The sequence below is a fragment of the Paracoccus methylovorus genome (assembly GCF_016919705.1).
GTDB classification, from domain to species: domain Bacteria; phylum Pseudomonadota; class Alphaproteobacteria; order Rhodobacterales; family Rhodobacteraceae; genus Paracoccus; species Paracoccus methylovorus.
In genome coordinates this window covers 1,782,542-1,798,549 of the sequence record NZ_CP070368.1, presented here as the reverse complement: position 1 = coordinate 1,798,549, position 16,008 = coordinate 1,782,542, and the positions used below count along the sequence as shown (strand labels likewise).

18 protein-coding genes are annotated in these 16,008 nt (G+C 64.9%); 8 read left to right on the top strand and 10 right to left on the bottom strand.

Going from position 1 to position 16,008, the window contains the following annotated elements; genetic code table 11:
* The gene (locus JWJ88_RS08975; protein WP_205293766.1) at positions 1-435 is read left to right on the top strand and encodes a molybdenum cofactor biosynthesis protein MoaE; all 435 of its coding nucleotides are present in this window, start codon (positions 1-3) and stop codon (positions 433-435) included.
* 80 nt (positions 436-515) lie between these two features.
* On the top strand, positions 516-1,472 hold the full coding sequence (locus JWJ88_RS08970) for an acetyl-CoA carboxylase carboxyltransferase subunit alpha (RefSeq protein ID WP_205293765.1): 957 nt from the start codon (positions 516-518) through the stop codon (positions 1,470-1,472).
* An 81-nt stretch (positions 1,473-1,553) separates the two neighbouring features.
* Here the strand turns inward: JWJ88_RS08970 and JWJ88_RS08965 are convergent, their stop codons facing one another.
* The gene (locus JWJ88_RS08965; RefSeq protein WP_205293764.1) at positions 1,554-2,822 is read right to left on the bottom strand and encodes a 4-aminobutyrate--2-oxoglutarate transaminase; all 1,269 of its coding nucleotides are present in this window, start codon (positions 2,820-2,822) and stop codon (positions 1,554-1,556) included.
* A gap of 102 nt (positions 2,823-2,924) precedes the next feature.
* Between JWJ88_RS08965 and JWJ88_RS08960 the strand changes: the two genes are divergently transcribed.
* Positions 2,925-3,644: a rhomboid family intramembrane serine protease gene (locus JWJ88_RS08960; RefSeq protein WP_205293763.1), complete on the top strand. Its 720-nt coding sequence runs from the start codon at positions 2,925-2,927 to the stop codon at positions 3,642-3,644.
* On the opposite strand, the gene mnmD is transcribed toward JWJ88_RS08960, so the two are convergent.
* Positions 3,641-4,297, bottom strand: coding sequence for a tRNA (5-methylaminomethyl-2-thiouridine)(34)-methyltransferase MnmD (gene mnmD / locus JWJ88_RS08955; protein WP_205293762.1), 657 nt, complete (start codon positions 4,295-4,297; stop codon positions 3,641-3,643). The two genes, JWJ88_RS08960 and mnmD, sit on opposite strands and share 4 nt — an antisense overlap.
* Before the next feature lie 49 nt (positions 4,298-4,346).
* Here mnmD and JWJ88_RS08950 point away from each other — a divergent pair, with 49 nt between their 5' ends.
* Positions 4,347-5,363 carry an NAD(P)/FAD-dependent oxidoreductase gene (locus JWJ88_RS08950; RefSeq protein ID WP_205293761.1) on the top strand — a complete coding sequence of 339 codons (1,017 nt, stop codon included), beginning with the start codon at positions 4,347-4,349 and terminating at the stop codon, positions 5,361-5,363.
* On the opposite strand, the gene JWJ88_RS08945 is transcribed toward JWJ88_RS08950, so the two are convergent.
* A complete protein-coding gene (locus tag JWJ88_RS08945) occupies positions 5,347-5,856 on the bottom strand; it encodes an NnrU family protein (protein WP_205293760.1) in 510 nt (169 codons plus the stop codon). The genes JWJ88_RS08950 and JWJ88_RS08945 overlap by 17 nt on opposite strands.
* 91 nt (positions 5,857-5,947) lie before the next feature.
* Between JWJ88_RS08945 and JWJ88_RS08940 the strand changes: the two genes are divergently transcribed.
* Positions 5,948-6,511 (top strand): DUF4202 domain-containing protein, encoded by a 564-nt coding sequence (locus JWJ88_RS08940; protein WP_205293759.1) that lies wholly within the window; start codon positions 5,948-5,950, stop codon positions 6,509-6,511.
* Complete coding sequence (locus JWJ88_RS08935) at positions 6,504-7,196, top strand: sirohydrochlorin chelatase (RefSeq protein WP_205293758.1); 693 nt, start codon at positions 6,504-6,506, stop codon at positions 7,194-7,196. The genes JWJ88_RS08940 and JWJ88_RS08935 overlap by 8 nt, the downstream gene beginning before the upstream one ends.
* A 63-nt stretch (positions 7,197-7,259) precedes the next feature.
* Here JWJ88_RS08935 and JWJ88_RS08930 read toward each other — a convergent pair whose 3' ends face one another.
* Genes JWJ88_RS08930 through JWJ88_RS08905 form a run of 6 tightly spaced genes read right to left on the bottom strand, consistent with a single transcriptional unit; the run spans position 7,260 to position 13,499 of the window.
* On the bottom strand, positions 7,260-10,352 hold the full coding sequence (locus tag JWJ88_RS08930) for a valine--tRNA ligase (RefSeq protein WP_205293757.1): 3,093 nt from the start codon (positions 10,350-10,352) through the stop codon (positions 7,260-7,262).
* Between the two features lie 60 nt (positions 10,353-10,412).
* On the bottom strand, positions 10,413-11,075 hold the full coding sequence (locus JWJ88_RS08925; RefSeq protein WP_205293756.1) for a glutathione S-transferase family protein: 663 nt from the start codon (positions 11,073-11,075) through the stop codon (positions 10,413-10,415).
* Positions 11,075-11,707: a glutathione S-transferase family protein gene (locus JWJ88_RS08920; protein ID WP_205293755.1), complete on the bottom strand. Its 633-nt coding sequence runs from the start codon at positions 11,705-11,707 to the stop codon at positions 11,075-11,077. The genes JWJ88_RS08925 and JWJ88_RS08920 overlap by 1 nt, the downstream gene beginning before the upstream one ends.
* A 3-nt stretch (positions 11,708-11,710) precedes the next feature.
* Entirely contained in the window at positions 11,711-12,346 is a 636-nt protein-coding gene (locus tag JWJ88_RS08915) for a YceI family protein (RefSeq protein WP_205293754.1), read from the bottom strand.
* Positions 12,343-13,131 (bottom strand): VOC family protein, encoded by a 789-nt coding sequence (locus JWJ88_RS08910; RefSeq protein ID WP_205293753.1) that lies wholly within the window; start codon positions 13,129-13,131, stop codon positions 12,343-12,345. Before JWJ88_RS08910 ends, JWJ88_RS08915 begins: the two co-directional genes overlap by 4 nt.
* A gap of 11 nt (positions 13,132-13,142) precedes the next feature.
* Entirely contained in the window at positions 13,143-13,499 is a 357-nt protein-coding gene (locus JWJ88_RS08905; RefSeq protein ID WP_205293752.1) for a DUF1428 domain-containing protein, read from the bottom strand.
* Positions 13,500-13,587: 88 nt separating this feature from the next.
* Here JWJ88_RS08905 and JWJ88_RS08900 point away from each other — a divergent pair, with 88 nt between their 5' ends.
* Positions 13,588-14,301, top strand: coding sequence for a winged helix-turn-helix transcriptional regulator (locus tag JWJ88_RS08900; RefSeq protein WP_205293751.1), 714 nt, complete (start codon positions 13,588-13,590; stop codon positions 14,299-14,301).
* Here the strand turns inward: JWJ88_RS08900 and JWJ88_RS08895 are convergent.
* Positions 14,235-14,717: a peroxiredoxin gene (locus JWJ88_RS08895; protein ID WP_205293750.1), complete on the bottom strand. Its 483-nt coding sequence runs from the start codon at positions 14,715-14,717 to the stop codon at positions 14,235-14,237. The genes JWJ88_RS08900 and JWJ88_RS08895 overlap by 67 nt on opposite strands.
* Positions 14,718-14,796: 79 nt before the next feature.
* Between JWJ88_RS08895 and JWJ88_RS08890 the strand changes: the two genes are divergently transcribed.
* Complete coding sequence (locus JWJ88_RS08890; RefSeq protein WP_205293749.1) at positions 14,797-16,005, top strand: NAD(P)/FAD-dependent oxidoreductase; 1,209 nt, start codon at positions 14,797-14,799, stop codon at positions 16,003-16,005.
* Positions 16,006-16,008: the final 3 nt, after the last annotated feature.

Genomic DNA, 16,008 nt, shown 5'->3' with positions numbered 1-16,008 from the left:
ATGGCCGCCCGGGTTCAAAGCGCGCCTTTCGACCTTGCCGCCGAACTGGCGGGCTTCGGCGCGGGTTCGGGGGCCGTCGTCACCTTTTCCGGACTGGTGCGCGATGAGGGCGGCCGGTTGGTGGCGCTGGAGATCGAGCACTATCCCGGCATGACCGAAAAGGCGCTGTCCGCCTATGGCGCGCAGGCGGCCGAGCGTTTCGAGCTGGATGACTGGCGCATCATACATCGCCATGGCCGGCTGGAAGTGGGCCAGCCGATCATGATGGTCGCCACTGCCGCGCGTCACCGCATAGCGGCCTTTCAGGCGGCGGAATATCTGATGGACTGGCTGAAATCCCGCGCGCCGTTCTGGAAGCGCGAGATCGGACCGGAAGGCCCCGGCGTCTGGGTTGAGGCACGGACCGAGGACGAGGACGCGCTGTCGCGGTGGTAAGGCAAAAGTTGCAATCCCCGGCTTCGGCGATCATATAGGGCGCGGACCTGACCCGACCGGATGACAGCGCGGAGCCCTGCATGACTTACCTGGAGTTCGAAAAGCCCCTTGCCGATCTTGAGGGCAAGGCCGAGGAACTGCGGGCCCTGGCCCGAAAGGGCGAAGGCGTCGATCTGGAGAAAGAGGCGACGGCGCTGGACCGCAAGGCCGAGGAAATGCTGCGCGATCTTTACAAGCAGCTTGATCCCTGGCGCAAAACGCAGGTCGCCCGCCACCCGGAACGCCCGCATTGCCGCGACTATATCGAGCAGCTTTTCACCGAATACACGCCGCTGGCCGGCGACCGCGCCTTTGGCGAGGATCACGCGGTCATGGGTGGGCTTGCGCGATTCAAGGACAAGCCCTGTGTCGTCATCGGCCATGAAAAGGGTAACGACACAAAATCGCGGATCTTTCACAATTTCGGCATGGCCCGGCCCGAGGGGTATCGCAAGGCCATCCGGCTGATGGATATGGCCGACCGCTTTCGCCTGCCGGTAATCACGCTGGTAGATACTCCCGGCGCATATCCGGGCAAGGGGGCCGAGGAACGGGGCCAGTCCGAAGCCATCGCCCGCTCGACCGAGAAATGTCTGCAGATCGGTGTCCCGCTGGTCTCGGTCGTGATCGGCGAAGGAGGGTCCGGTGGTGCCGTGGCCTTTGCCACTGCCAATCGCATCGCCATGCTGGAACATTCGATCTATTCGGTAATCTCGCCCGAGGGCTGCGCCTCGATCCTGTGGAAGGATGCCGAGAAGATGCGCGAGGCCGCCCATGCGCTGAAGCTGACCGCGCAGGATCTGAAAAAGCTGGAAGTGATCGACCGCATCATCACCGAGCCGGTGGGCGGCGCGCAACGCGCGCCTGCGGAGGCGATCGAGGCCGTGGGTGAGGCGGTCACCGTCATGCTGGGCGAGCTTGAGGGCAAGAAGCCGGCGGAACTGATCAAGGATCGCCGGCAGAAGTTTTTGGCCATGGGTTCGAAAATGCTGGCCTAGGCTACCCATTGCCCGGTCGCATGGGTATTTGGGCAACGAAGAAATCCGAAAGGTCCGGCCTTGGGGTCGGACCTTGGCATTTCAGGCACGGGCGGCGTGGATGGCGGTTTCCAGAATGCCCAGAGCTTCGTCAAAGACCTCGTCCTGGATGGTCAGTGGCGCGAGGAAGCGGATCACGTTGCCATGCACGCCGCAGGTCAGCAGGATCAGGTTGCGGTTGAGCGCCTCTTCCCGGACGCGGTTGGCCAGATCGGGGTTCGGCTTGTCGGTACCCGCGACGTTGAATTCGACCGCATTCATGAAGCCGGGGCCGCGGATATCCACGATCTCGGGAACGGTTTCCGCGATGCCGGCAAGGCGCTGTTTCAGCCGCTGGCCAAGACGGGTCGCGCGTTCGCAAAGCCCTTCGTCCTCGATCACGTCCAGCACTGCGTGGGCGGCGGCGACCGCCAGTGGGTTCCCGGCATAGGTGCCGCCCAGCCCGCCCGGCGCGGGGCTGTCCATGACATCCGCACGGCCGGTCACCGCGCTGATCGGCAGGCCGCCGCCAAGCCCCTTGGCCATGGTGGTAAGATCCGCGGCGACGCCATGGTGCTCCATCGCGAAGAGCTTGCCGGTGCGGGCGAAGCCGGTCTGCACCTCGTCGGCGATCAAGAGGATTGAATACTGGTCGCAGATCTGGCGCAGGCGCTGGATGAAGCCGGCGGGCGCTTCGTAAAAGCCGCCTTCGCCCTGCACCGGCTCGACGATGATGGCGGCGACGCGCGAGGGGTCGATATCAGCCTTGAACAGTCGGTCAAGCGCGGCCAGCGCCTCGTCCTGGCTGGTGCCGTGAAGTTCGTTCGGGAAGGGCAGGTGCCAGATATCGTTCATCATCGGGCCAAAGCCGGCCTTGTAGGGCTGGACCTTGCCGGTCAGCGACATGCCCAGGAAGGTCCGGCCGTGAAAGCCCCCGGCAAAAGCGACGATACCCGCGCGCCCAGTGTAGTGGCGGGCGATCTTGACCGCGTTTTCCACCGCTTCGGCCCCTGTGGTATAGAAGGCGGTCTTTCTGGGCCCGTCGCCGGGGACGAGCGCATTCAGCCGCTCGGCCAGCGCGACATAGTTTTCGTAGGGCACCACCTGGTGGCAGGTGTGGGTGAACCGGTCGAGCTGGGCGCGCACCGCCTCGACCACCCGGGGGTGGCGGTGGCCGGTGTTGACCACGGCGATGCCGGCGGCGAAGTCGATATAGCGGTTGCCATCCTTGTCCCAGATCTCGGCGTTCTCGGCGCGTTCGGCATAGATCTGCGTGGTCATGCCCACGCCGCGCGAAATGGCGGCATTCTTGCGGTCGGTCAGGCTGGTCATCTGGCCCTCTTCTCGATGCGATTCGGAGCCGATGCTATACGCGACCCGGCGATCCGAACAGGCCCGCTTGCGCACCCCCGCCCGATGCTTCAGGCTGCGGCCATGTTCCCGATCCGTGACCATAATCCGTCTGAGCGCACGCCATATGTCACCCATGCGCTGATCGTCCTGAACCTGGCGATGTTCCTGCTGACCGTCCCCTGGGCGGGCGGGCAGATGGGGCTGTGGTATCGACTGGCTCTTTATCCGGTGGCGATCACGCATGGCGAATGGCTGTGGGGGTTGGGGACGCATATGTTCCTGCATGCCGGGATCATGCATATCGCCGGCAACATGCTGTTTCTGTGGGTCTTTGGCGACAACCTTGAGGACCAGATGGGCCATTTCGGCTTTCTGGTCTTTTACCTTGCCTGCGGGCTTGCGGCAGCTACCGGACAGATCCTTGCCGATCCGATGGGACAGATCCCCATGGTCGGGGCCTCGGGCGCCATCGCCGGGGTGATGGGGGGCTACCTGCTGATGTTCCCGCGCGCGCGCGTCGATGTGATCGCGATCATCATTATCATCATCCGCCGCTTTACCATTCCGGCATGGGTGCTTTTGCTGGTCTGGTTCGGCATTCAACTGCTGTCCAGCGCCATCATGGTCGATGACGGTGTGGCCTATGTCGCCCATGCCGCCGGTTTCGCCGCCGGGGTTGTGTTGACGTTGCCGTTGTTCCTGCGCCGGGGCGGGTCGGCCTTTTGGCTGCGCAGTCAGGGGCGCCCGCCGCATGCGCCGGTCGACCTTGCCCCCTCGCGCATTCCGCGTGTGCGCCGTTAGAGCCTGCCGCGGCTCATGTGCCGCTTGCCGGCAAAGCCGGGCGCGCGCGTGACGGTAAAACCGGCCGCTGCCAGCGCCCGGCGCACATGGCCTGCGGCGGTATAGGTGGCGAAAGTGCCGTCCGGTGCGGTATGGGCGGCCACCTGCGCCATCAGCGCCTCGCCCCAGAGTTCGGGGTTCTTGGCCGGGGAAAACCCGTCCAGGAACCACGCGTCGGCGCGGCCGGTCCATGTGGGCAGCGCCTGACGGGCGTCGGCCTGCAGGACCTGAACCTCGACCGTGCCCACGGTAAAGCGTCCCTGCGACCATCCGTCGCGCAACTGGGTGGCCAGCGGTGCAAGTTCGGGGAATGCCGCATGGGCGTGGGCAAGCTCTTCAACGCTCATCGGGAAGGCCTCGAAGCTGGTAAAGCGGACCGGGACGGTTGCGATCCGGGCTAGCGCCAGCAGGTTCAAACCCGTGCCAAACCCCAGTTCCGCGACATGAAAACCGGGACGCAGCCGCTGCGGTAGATCGTTGCCCGCCAGAAAGACATGGCGCGTTTCATCCAGCCCGCCGTTCAGGCTGAAATAGGGATCGTCGAACCTGCGCGAGACGGGAACCGCCCCCTCGCGCCAGTCCAGATCGGCGCTGCTCTGGTCAGGCCGCTGCATCCGCGCTAACTCCTCTTTTTCCAGCGGCAGATGCGGCGAAAGGGATCGAATGGCAAGCGAAATCACGGTGGCGGGCGGCGGGATCTTTGGCCTTGCCTGCGCATGGGAACTGACGCGGCGCGGCCAAAAGGTGCGCCTGTTCGAGGCAGAGCGGATCGGGTCCGGGACCTCGGGCGGCCATGTCGGTGCGCTGGCGCCGCATTCACCGGAAAACTGGAACGCCAAGAAACAGGTGCAGCTGGACGCCCTGATTGCGGCCGCGGATTGGTGGGCCGGGGTCAAGGCGGCGGGCGGGGCCGATCCCGGTTATATCCGGCTTGGCCGCCTGCAGCCCGTCCCCGAGGGGGCCGAGGCCCGCATGGCCGAGCGTGTCGAGGCAGCGCGGACGAACTGGCCTGACTGGGCAGGGTTGGAGCTGACCGATGCACCGCTGGGGGCGCTGGTGCCTGCCTCACCCTCGGGGCTGTGGCTGGTGGACCGGCTGACCGCCCGTGTCAGTCCGCGCCGTGCGTGTGCCGCGCTGGCCGCCGCGATCCGCGCCCAGGGTGGCGAGATCATCGAGGGGCAGGCCGCCCCCGACGCCCCTGCGATCTGGGCGACGGGTGTTGCGGGGCTTGCGCCCTTTGGCGGCAATGGCGTCAAGGGGCAGTCGGCGCTGCTTGCGTTGGACCTGTCCGCCGAGCAGCAGGTCTTTGCCGATGGCCTGCATATCGTGCCCCATGCCGATGGGACGGTGGCCATCGGTTCGACCTCGGAACGCGATGCGACCGATCTTGCCACGGATGGCCAGCTTGAGGCGCTGATTGAAAAGGCACGCGCGATGTGCCCGGTGCTGGGCGATGCGCCGGTGATCGACCGTTGGGCCGGTTTTCGGCCGCGCGCGCTGTCTCGCGCGCCGCTGGTCGGGGCATGGCCGGGACGTCCCGGTCATTACGTAGCCAACGGCGGCTTCAAGATCGGGCTGGCCATGGCGCCGGCGGTTGCCGTCATGCTGGCCGATCTGATCGTCGAAGGCCACGACCGTATTCCGGATGGGTTCCGCCCTGAACTCAGGGCAGGGGACTGACGCCGATCATGGACGGGTGCAGATGCAAAAGCGCCGCCCAGATCAGCACGGCGACGGCAATGCGCTGCCATGTCGGCCGCAGCGTGATGCCGCGCCGCAGGCTGATCGCCAGGCCGAAACAGGCGTAGATCAGCAGCAACCCGAACAGGATCACATGCGCCAGATCGCCATTGGCGATCAGATGCGCCGCACCCCACAGCGCGAATGCGGCCATCAGTCCCGCCATGCCGCCCGTCAGTGCCGCCAGCACTGCGACCGGCATCACCAGATTGACCAGCCAGCGCATCCACGGCTCTTGCGGCCATATTTCGACAAAGGGTGCCCGCCCTGCCGCCAGAATCAGCCAGTAAAGCAACCCCAGCGACAGCAGGCTGTAGCCCGCGATATAGGCGCGTTTCCCAAGCCGTGCGACCAGCGGCCCGCGCAGCCGTGCCGGGATCACATGCGAGCCCAGAAAGACCGCCAGCGCCAATGCGAATTCACCCCATTCCATGGGCGAAACCCTAGCCTCGCGCGCCAGCGACGGCAATCCGCGTTGACGCCACGCGCCGCTGCGGCATGATGGCCCAAAATACGAGGACAGCATGACCAGCCTTCAGAAAGCTTTCGACGCCATCGACAAGGCCAATTCCGCCGATCCGCAACTGAGCGCCGACGACCAGCCCGAGGCGCTGCTCTACGGCCAGCGCATGACGGCCGAGCAGCAGGCGCTTTATCCCGACGCCTCAGAGCCGCTGCGCATCGCCTGCCGCGGCCAGCATATCGAGCGTTTCCTGCTGCCGCGCAACGCCTATCCCATGGACCGCGCCGGCTATCTGGCATGGCGGACCGAGCAGGGTCGCCGCCACGCCGCTCGCATCAGTGGCATCATGCGTGACGCCGGTTATGGCGACGAGGACATTGCCCATGCGGAAAAGATGCTGACCAAGCAAGGCATCAAACGCGACGAAGAGGTGCAGGCGCTCGAGGATGTGGCCTGCTTCACCTTCATCCGCTGGTATATGGGTCCCTTCGCCGAAGGGCGCGATCCGGACGAGCTGCAGCGCATCGTGGAAAAGACCGCACGCAAGATGTCCGCCATGTCCCGTGCCCGGGCGCTGGAGGAATTCGCGATTCCCGAAGCTTTCGCCGCACCTTTCCGTGCGTAAGGCGCTGATCGTCGCCCATGGCCAGCCCGGCGACCCCGCTCCGCAGCAACAGCTCATCGAGTCGCTGGCAGCCAGCGTCGCCGCCCTCGCACCCCAGGTGGCGGTCGGGGGCGCGACTCTCGCCATGCCCGGCGCACTGGATCGGGCTGATGACGAAACCCTGATCTATCCGATGTTCATGGCGACCGGCTGGTTCACGCAGGTCGAACTGCCGCGCCGCCTGACGCTGGCCGGTGCGCCCGGTGCATATGTTCTGCCGCCTTTTGGCAGCGATCCGGGCCTGCCCGCGCTCTGCCTTGACCTCATCACCCAGGCTGCCGGGACGCAGGGCTGGCAACTTGCGCAAACCCATCTTTTCATCGCTGCCCATGGCTCCGGCCGCTCGCCCGCCCCGGCCCGGGCAGCGCGGCAGATGGCAGCCAACCTTGCCCCGCATGTCGCCGCCACGACCTGCGGCTTCATCGAAGAGACGCCCTTCATCACCGACGCCGCCCGCGGCTTACCGACGCAGGCGGTCTGCCTGCCGCTTTTTGCCACACAGGCCGAACACGTTACTGACGACCTGCCCGCCGCCTTGTCGCAAGCGGGCTTTCCCGGCCTTGTCCTGCCCCCGGTCGGCCTTGCTGCGCAGGTGCCCCAGATGATCGCCGAAAGCATCAAGGCCGCCCTGTCCGAGCGGCCCTGACCTTCTTCGTTGTTCAAATACCCATGCGGCCGCGCCATAAGCGCGGGCCGCACAAGCCGGGGGTCACATCGCGGCCAATTGCGCCAGCGCTGCCCGGATCCGGGTCAGGTCGTCCTCCAACGCGGCAAGCTTGCCGCGCGTCTCCTCGATAACCTCGGCTTCGGCGTTTTCGACGAACTTCGGGTTGGCCAGCCGCCCCCGCAGGCCTTGTGCGTCCTTCTCGGCCTTGGCCGCCGATTTCTCCAGCCGCGCGGTCTCTGCGGCCACGTCGATCATCTCGCCTACCGGCAAGGCAAAGCTTGCCCCCAGTGCTGCGACCGAGATCATGCCCGGCCCCGCAGCGCCATCCTTGGGCGGATTGACCCGCGCGAGCCGCTCGATCAGCGGTCCGTTGGCGGCCAGTGCCGCGCGGGCCGCGGCATCGGCCTCGGTCACGATCAGGTCAGGACGGGCGCCGGCCGGCACACCGATCTGGGCGCGGGCCGAGCGGATGCTCTCGATAAGCTGGATCACCCAGTTCATCTGCCGGTCTGCCTCGGCGTCGATCAATTCGACCCCGCAGTCCGGCCAATCGCCATGCACCAGCATCCCGTCGCGTTCGCCGGTCAGCGCCCAAAGCTCTTCGGTGACAAAGGGCATGATGGGATGCAGCAGGGCGTAGCACTGGTCCAGAACCCAGCCCATGGTGGCGCGGGTCTCGTCCCCGAACTCGCCGTCGAACAGTGGTTTCGAGAATTCGACATACCAGTCGCAGACCTTGCCCCAGACAAAGGCGTAAAGCCCGGTCGCGGCGTCGTTGAAGCGGAAGCCCTGCAGAGCCTCATCCGTCGACTGGCGGATGCGGGCGACCTCGCCGATGATCCAGCGGTTGACGACATGGCGCGGTTCGGGCCGGGTCACGCCGCCCTTCACACCGTTCATCTCGGCAAAGCGGGTGGCGTTCCAGATCTTGGTGACGAAGTTGCGGTTCGCCTCTACATGTTTCGGACCCAGCTTGGGGTCGCGCCCCATGGCGGCCATCGACGTCAGGGTAAAGCGCAACGCATCGGCGCCAAATTCGTCGATCAGCACCAGCGGGTCGATGACGTTGCCTTTCGACTTCGACATCTTGGCGCCTTTTTCGTCGCGCACCAGACCATGGACATAGACGGTGCGGAAAGGCACCTGATCGACCACCGCCAGTTGCATCATCATCATCCGGGCGACCCAGAAGAAGATGATGTCAAAGCCGGTCACCAGCACATCGGTCGGGAAATATTTGCGCAGTTCCGGCGTATCCTCGGGCCACCCCAGCGTGCCGATGGGCCACAGCCCCGAGGAAAACCAGGTGTCCAACACATCCTGATCGCGCCAGACCGGATAGACCAGCTTGGTCGGGTCCTGCGTCAGGTTGTAATCGGCCAGCCCCTGCGCGAAGGCGTCGATGGCGGCCTCGCGATCCGCGACCTCGATGATGCGGGCGATCTCCAGCGGCTGCGGCAGTTCGGCGATCGAGTCGCGGAACCTTTCGGCCACCTCGGCAAAACCCGAGGCCGCGTAATGGATCTCGTCGCGATGCACGAGCCCCTCTTCCAGCAGGGCGAAGATTTCGACCTCGTCCAGCACGCCGTCGTGGTCGTCCTCGACCTGACCTTCCAGCCGCAGGTCCAGCCCGTACCAGACCGGGATCTGGTGGCCCCACCAAAGCTGGCGGCTGATGGTCCAGGGCTCGATGTTCTCCAGCCAGTGGAAATACACCTTTTCATGCTGTTCAGGCAGGATTCTGGTCTGGCCCGACCGCACGGCTTCCAGCGCCGGGCCGACGATGCTGGCCGTGTCGACGAACCACTGGTTGGTCAGCATCGGCTCGATGACCACGCCCGAGCGGTCGCCGAAAGGCTGCATGATCGGCTTGTTGTCGACCAGCGGCCGACGCTCCAGATGCTCGGCGCCGGTTTCCTTGTCGATGGATTTGTGCAGATAGGTGACGGCCAGCCCTTCGTCGGTGATCGCCTCGATCACGCGCTGGCGTGCCTCGTAACGGTCAAGGCCGCGCAGTTCCTCGGGGACGAGGTTCACGTTCGACACATCGTCCACATCCTCGCCCCGCGCGGCGGCGGTGGCGATGCCGGCGCTTTCCTCATAGGACAGGCCGTCCGTGCGCATCCGACCCTTGCCGTCCATCAACACATACAGCGGGATGTCGTTGCGCATGGCGACCGCGTAGTCGTTGAAGTCATGCGCGCCAGTGATCTTGACCGCGCCCGAGCCGAAATCGGGATCGGGATATTCGTCGGTGATGATCGGGATCAGGCGACGGTGCTGCTTGGGACCGACGGGGATCTCGCACAGCTTGCCGACGATGGGGGCATAGCGCGCATCGTCGGGATGCACCGCCACCGCGCCGTCGCCCAGCATGGTTTCGGGCCGGGTGGTGGCGATGCTGACATAGTCGCGGGTTTCGCGCAGGGTGACGTTGCCGTTCTCGTCACGCTCGACATATTCATAGGTTTCGCCGCCCGCGAGCGGGTATTTGAAATGCCACATATGGCCGGGAACCTCGCGGTTCTCGACCTCCAGATCGCTGATCGCGGTTTCGAAATGCGGGTCCCAGTTGACCAGCCGCTTGCCGCGATAGATCAGCCCCTTGTCATACATGTCCACGAAAACCTTGATGACGGCATCGTGGAAATTGCCCTCTTCGCCTGCAGGCGCGCCGGGGGCGCCGGACATGGTAAAGGCATTGCGCGACCAATCGCACGACGCGCCAAGCCGTTTTAGCTGCTCGATGATGGTGTCGCCCGATTCCTGTTTCCAGGCCCAGACCTTTTGCAGGAACGCCTCGCGTCCGATATCGCGGCGGCCGGGCTCTTGTCGCAGGGCCATCTGGCGTTCGACCACCATCTGGGTGGCGATGCCGGCGTGGTCCTGACCCGGCTGCCAAAGCGTGTCGAAACCGCGCATCCGGTGCCAGCGAACAAGGATGTCCTGAAGCGTGTTGTTCAGCGCGTGGCCGATATGCAGGCTGCCGGTCACGTTGGGAGGCGGGATCACGACCGAAAAGCTTTCCGCCCCCGGTTTCGCGTTGGCGCCCGCGGCGAAGGCATTCTTTGCCGCCCATTCCCGCGCGATCCGCGCCTCGGCGGTTTGCGCGTCGAAATTCTTGTCCATGGCCATGTCGCTCACCCCTTGAATCGAAAAGGGGATAGCGAAGCGCGGGCAAAAGGCCAAGAGGCGCTAGGTCAGGAACCGTGCCGGAATCCGGTCGTGAAAGGGAAAATACTGGAACCACGGTTGCGCGCCATCGATCACCCGGCTGACCGAGGGGCGGTCCATCAGCCGCGCGAAATAGGCCGAAAGCGCCGGATGGGCATCGAAGGGATGGATAGCGCCGGCATAAAACAGCGCCGGCATGGCCGCACAGTCGGCCATCGAGAAATCGCCCGCCACCCAATCGCGGCCGGCCAGATGCCGGTCGGCCGTGGCATAGGCGCGGTCAAGTTTTGCCTTTTGCTCGGCCACCGTTTGCGGGTCGCGGCGAGGTTCGGGGCGCAACGCGTCCCACACGATCTCTTGCATCGCGGCCTGCACATGCATGTCGAAAAATCGGTCCCACAACCGCACTTGCAGCGCCGCATGGGGATCCGCAGGGACCATGCGCCGGGGGCCGGGGCGATGCAGGTCCAGATATTCGACGATGATCGAGCTTTCAGGCAACACGGTCTCGCCATCCTTGAGCACCGGAAACAGCCGCATGGGCCAAAGGCTTTCCAGCGCCGCTGCGTCCTCGGGCTTGGACAGGTCGACCATATGCGCAGTAAATGGCGTGCCAGCCTCGTAAAGCGCCACCAGCGGTTTCCAGCAGAAGGCGGCCAGCGGGTGATAATAAAGCGTCAACATCACACGGCCTGAGCGAAATGGTGGACCTGCGCAGTATGTGCGCGTCGGAACGCCGGACGCGCGGTCATGCGGTTCATGTAATCGGCAAGTGCTGGATAAGACGCCAGTTCCCCCATGCGGTCCACGATCCGCAGCACATCCGCCAGCATGATATCAGCGATGGTAAAGCGCCCGGCGGCGATGAAGTCTCGCGCCTTCAGCAGGGGGGCGAGCTGCTTTAGCCGCACATGCAGGCGCGGCAGGGCCAGTTCTTCCGTCCGCGCGTCGTGGTCGAAAAATCGCACCAACGCCATGTCCATCACCACCGGCTCAAGCGTATTGAGGGCGGCGATCAGCCATTGCTGAGTATCGGCACGGGCGGCGGTGTCGAGCGGCATCAGCACCTCGGAGCGTTCGCCCAGATAAAGCAGGATTGCGCCGCTTTCGAAAAGTGACAGCGCGTCGTCGCGCAGGATCGGCACCTGACCAAAGGGCTGGCGCGCGAAATGCTGCGGAGTTTTTTCGCGCACGCTGGTGGTTTCTACGTCATAGGGCAGGCCGGCCTCTTCGCAGGCCCAGCGGATGCGCAGGTCGCGCACATATCCCACCGCCGTATCGGGAACCCAGTCATAGGTCGTGATGGAAATCGTCATGGTCTACTCCTGCCGGGCGAATTCGGCATCGATCTCGATGGTGATCGGATCGGTGAAAAACGCGTTCATGCCATATGCCTGCGGGTCGATCCGGGTTTCGGCATGCAACCCGATCAGGTCGCGGATGACCGGATTGCCGGCCTCATCGCCGGTATAGCCCTTGCCTGCGCCGATCAGCGTGACCTCGAACGTGGCAGGGTGGGTATGGCCCAGTAGCGTAAGCGGACCCGAGACCTTGCCCCCGGTCAGGCTGTCCGCTGTGAAGCTGTCGGCCGTAAAGCGCGCCGTGGGGTTCTTTGCGCTGTCCAGATAATCCGGGCCGGTCAGGGTCTGGGCAAAGCCCTCGACCGGCGTAGTGATCGAGGCGATTGCCACCTCGGCCTCAAGTCTGCTCTGGGCCGGATCGTCCGGGTTCCAGTCCAGCCTGCCCGAGACCTCGCCAAAGCGAAACACGCTGACCGAAAAGCCCATATGCGGCACACGGACCAGCACGGCCGTATGCGCGGGGTCCAGGCGATAAGCGCCGGCGCTGGCGGCGTGATAATCCGACTGGCCACGCGGGATATTGTCCGGCGTCACCTCCTGGGCCGCAGCGGGGGCGGCCCAGAGGACAAGTACAATGAGCGAGGCGCGGATCATGGCGTTTCGTCTTTGGGCCCGACGATGGCGAAATGCGCGCCCTGCGGGTCGCGGGCCACCGCGATAAAGGCCGAGCCGGGCACTTCCATCGGGCCATGCAGGACCTCTCCCCCGCCGTCGCGGATACGGGTGATGGCGGCATCGACGCCGTTTACGCCGAAATAGGGCAGCCAGCAGGGAACGGGCGCGTTGCCCAGCCCCATCATGCCGCCGATGTCGCCGCCACGCCAGGAAAACAGCTGGTAGGTGCCCATCTCGCCCATGTCCATTGCGGTGGATTTCGTCCAGCCGAACAACTCGGCGTAGAAATCGAAAGCCGCGCCGGGGTCGGTGGACATCAACTCGATCCAGTTGCCGTGGCTTTCCTTGCCTTGGTTCCATGCGCCGGCTTCGACCGGGGGCTGTGGGTCCATCGGTGCCGGTTGCAGGATGCCGAAAGCCGCGCCCTGCGGGTCCGAGACCACGGCAAAGCGCCCAGTGCCCGGAATATCGGCTGGCTCGCGGAAGACCTTGCCGCCCAGCGTGCCGATCTTGGCCGCTGTGGCGTCGGCATCGTCCACGTCGAAATAAACCATCCAGAACGGCGGTACATCGGTGCAGTCGTAGGGCATTTCCATTAGCCCGGCGATCATCTCGCCGCCATGGCTGGCCAGATGATAGGTAAAGCCCTCCATCCCGGAATCGGCGGTCGTCCAGCCGAAAACCTTGCCATAAAAGGCGTCGGCCTTGTCGAGCCCATCCTTTGCGGCGGACAGTTCGAACCAGCAGGGTTTGCCGTGATACATGGTGCTCTCCGTCAGGCTTTCACATCCACGATGGGCTCGAATCCGCCCCACATCATCCGCATCCCGTCAAAGGGCATTTCCGGCGGTTTCTGCATTTCGGGATCCGACATCATCTTTTCATAGCTTGCGTCGGCGGTTTCCTTGTCGGGCCATTCGACCCAGGAAAACACGATGGTTTCGTCGTCCTTGGCCTGGGTCGACATGTAGAAGTCGTTGACCTTGCCATGGGGCACGTCGACGCCCCAGGTCTCGACCATGCGCAAGGCGCCGTAACGCTTGAACATCGGCCAGGCTGCCTGGGCCATGTCGATATACGCCTGCTTGTTGCCGGTCGGAACGGCCAGCAGGAAGCCGGAATAATAGGTCATCTTTCTTCCTCCTCTTGTGGCGCCAAATGCGTCGATGAATCGCAGGTTGGCAGTTGCAGTATTAAAAAGCAACTGATAATACGAAAACATGACTAGCACCGGCAAAACTCCGCGAACGCGCTATGAAGAGGGCTGTCTTGGCGCCCATGCGCTGAATTTCATCGGCGACCGCTGGGCGCTGCTTGTGGTGCGCGAATTGATGTTTGTGCCCAAGCGGTTCCAGATGATCCGCGCCGGGCTGCCCGGCGTAACGGCGAGCGTGCTGACCCAGCGCCTGAACCAATTGGTGCAGGCGGGGGTGGTGACGCATGACGATGTGCTGGGGCTATACGCGCTGACCGATGCCGGTCGCGCGCTGTATCCTGTGCTGCGTGAGCTGTGCCGCTGGGCGCTGATCATGCCGGGGCACGATCCCAGCAAGTTTATCAGCATTTCCGCGCTGATGATTTCGATCTCGGCCACCGTGGACAGCAGCCGGGCGGGGGAGCTGACCCTGACCGGCGGATTCGTATCGGGGAAAGAGGGGTTCGAGGTTGCGTTGTCCGCCCGGGGCATGCCGCAAGTGCGGGCGGTCCGGACGCCGGCTGCGGATTTCGTTCTGGAGGGAAGCGGCAATGCGCTGGCCGCGGCGGTCTATGGCCCGGGGCCCGTGGCCATGGCCTCGGCCGGGCTGATCGGGCTGCGCGGCGACCTTGACGCCGCACAGCAGTTCACGGCGCTGTTCCGCCTGAAGCCTCAGACCAGATCCAGCAGCGAATCGCCCGAGGAAATCGAGCATGCGCCGGGCGATTCCTCGACCTGAATTTCGCTGACGGTGCCGTCATCGACCAGCATGGCATAGCGTTTCGACCGGCCGTTGATCCAACCTGCACCCTCGATGTTCATTCCCAATGCCTTGGTAAAGCTGCCATCGGCATCGGCCAGAACCTCGATGCCGGCGTCGGTCGCGCCGGTGTCCTTGGCCCAGTTTCCGGCGACAAAGGGATCATTCACGGTAATGCAGACCACGCGCGACACGCCTTTTTCGCGAAACTTGTCGGCATTCTTCACAAAGCTGGGCATATGGGCGTTCGTGCAGGTCGGGGTATAGGCGCCCGGCACGGCAAAGATCGCCACGCGCCCCTTGGCCAGATCGGCGGCAGCAAGGTCTTCGGGGCCGTTGGCGCCCGGTTTCAGCAGCTTGCCTTCGGGCAATTTGTCGCCTTTTGCGATGGACATGCGCGGTTCCTCCGTGAATTGCATCGTTCCGGGGGCGACTATAGGCTGCGCGCCGCGGGCAAACCAGCGAGGGCGAAGAATGAACATCGTGATCCTTGGCGCGGGACAGGCGGCGGCCTCTCTGGCGGCGAAACTGCGCATGTTGGGGCACGAGGGCGCGATCACCGTGATCGGCGATGAGCCGGCCCCCCCCTATCAGCGTCCGCCGCTGTCCAAGGCCTATCTGCTGGGCCAGATGGGGCTGGACCGCCTGACACTGCGCGGCGCCGAATGGTGGGAGGAACAGCGCATTACCCTGGCCTTGGACCAGCGCGCGACGCGGATCGACCGTGAGCGCCGCGCGGTGGTGACAGAGCGCGGCGAATACCCCTATGACGCGCTGGCGTTGACGCTGGGTGCCACGCCCCGCCGTCTGCCGGGGGCGCTGGGCGGCGACCTGCCCGGCGTGCATGTGGTGCGCAATCTTGCCGATATCGCCGGTCTGAAACCGGCGCTGATTGCCGGGCGCCGCCTTGTCGTGATCGGCGGCGGCTATATCGGACTGGAGGCGGCGGCGGTGGCCCGCAAACTGGGGCTGGAGGTCACGCTGGTCGAGGCCGCGCCGCGCATTCTGGGCCGCGTCGCCGCGCCCGAGACCGCCGACATGATCCGGGAACTGCACAGCTCACACGGCGTCCAGATCATCGAGGGCACCGGCATTGCCCGCATTACCGGAGCGACCGTCGCCGATGGTGTCGAACTGGCCGACGGCCGCCATTTGCCCGCCGATCCGGTAATCTGCGGCATCGGGATCACGCCCGAAACCGCGCTGGCCGAGGCGGCGGAACTGGCCATCGACAACGGTATCGCGGTGGACGCGTTCGGTTGCACCTCGGACCCGGCGATCTGGGCGGCGGGTGATTGCGCCAGCTTTCCGCTGGGTGCTGAAAAGGGCAGGAGGCGTCTGAGGCTGGAAAGCGTCGGCAATGCCATCGACATGGCCGAGACGGTGGCGGCAAACATGCTGGGGACCGCCACCCCTTATGTTCCGAAACCATGGTTCTGGTCGGATCAGTTCGATGCCAAGTTGCAGATCGCCGGGTTGAACCAGGGTTATGACCGGGTGGTGACGCGGCCCGCAGCCAGTGGCGGATCGGTCTGGTATTTCCGCGACGGGCGGCTGATTGCCGTGGATGCGCTGAACGACGCCCGCGCCTATATGATCGGAAAGCGCCTGATCGAAGGGGGCAAGTCGCCCAGCCCCGAGGCTGTGACAGAGGCTACTGACCTGAAGGTGCTGTTGGGATGAGGT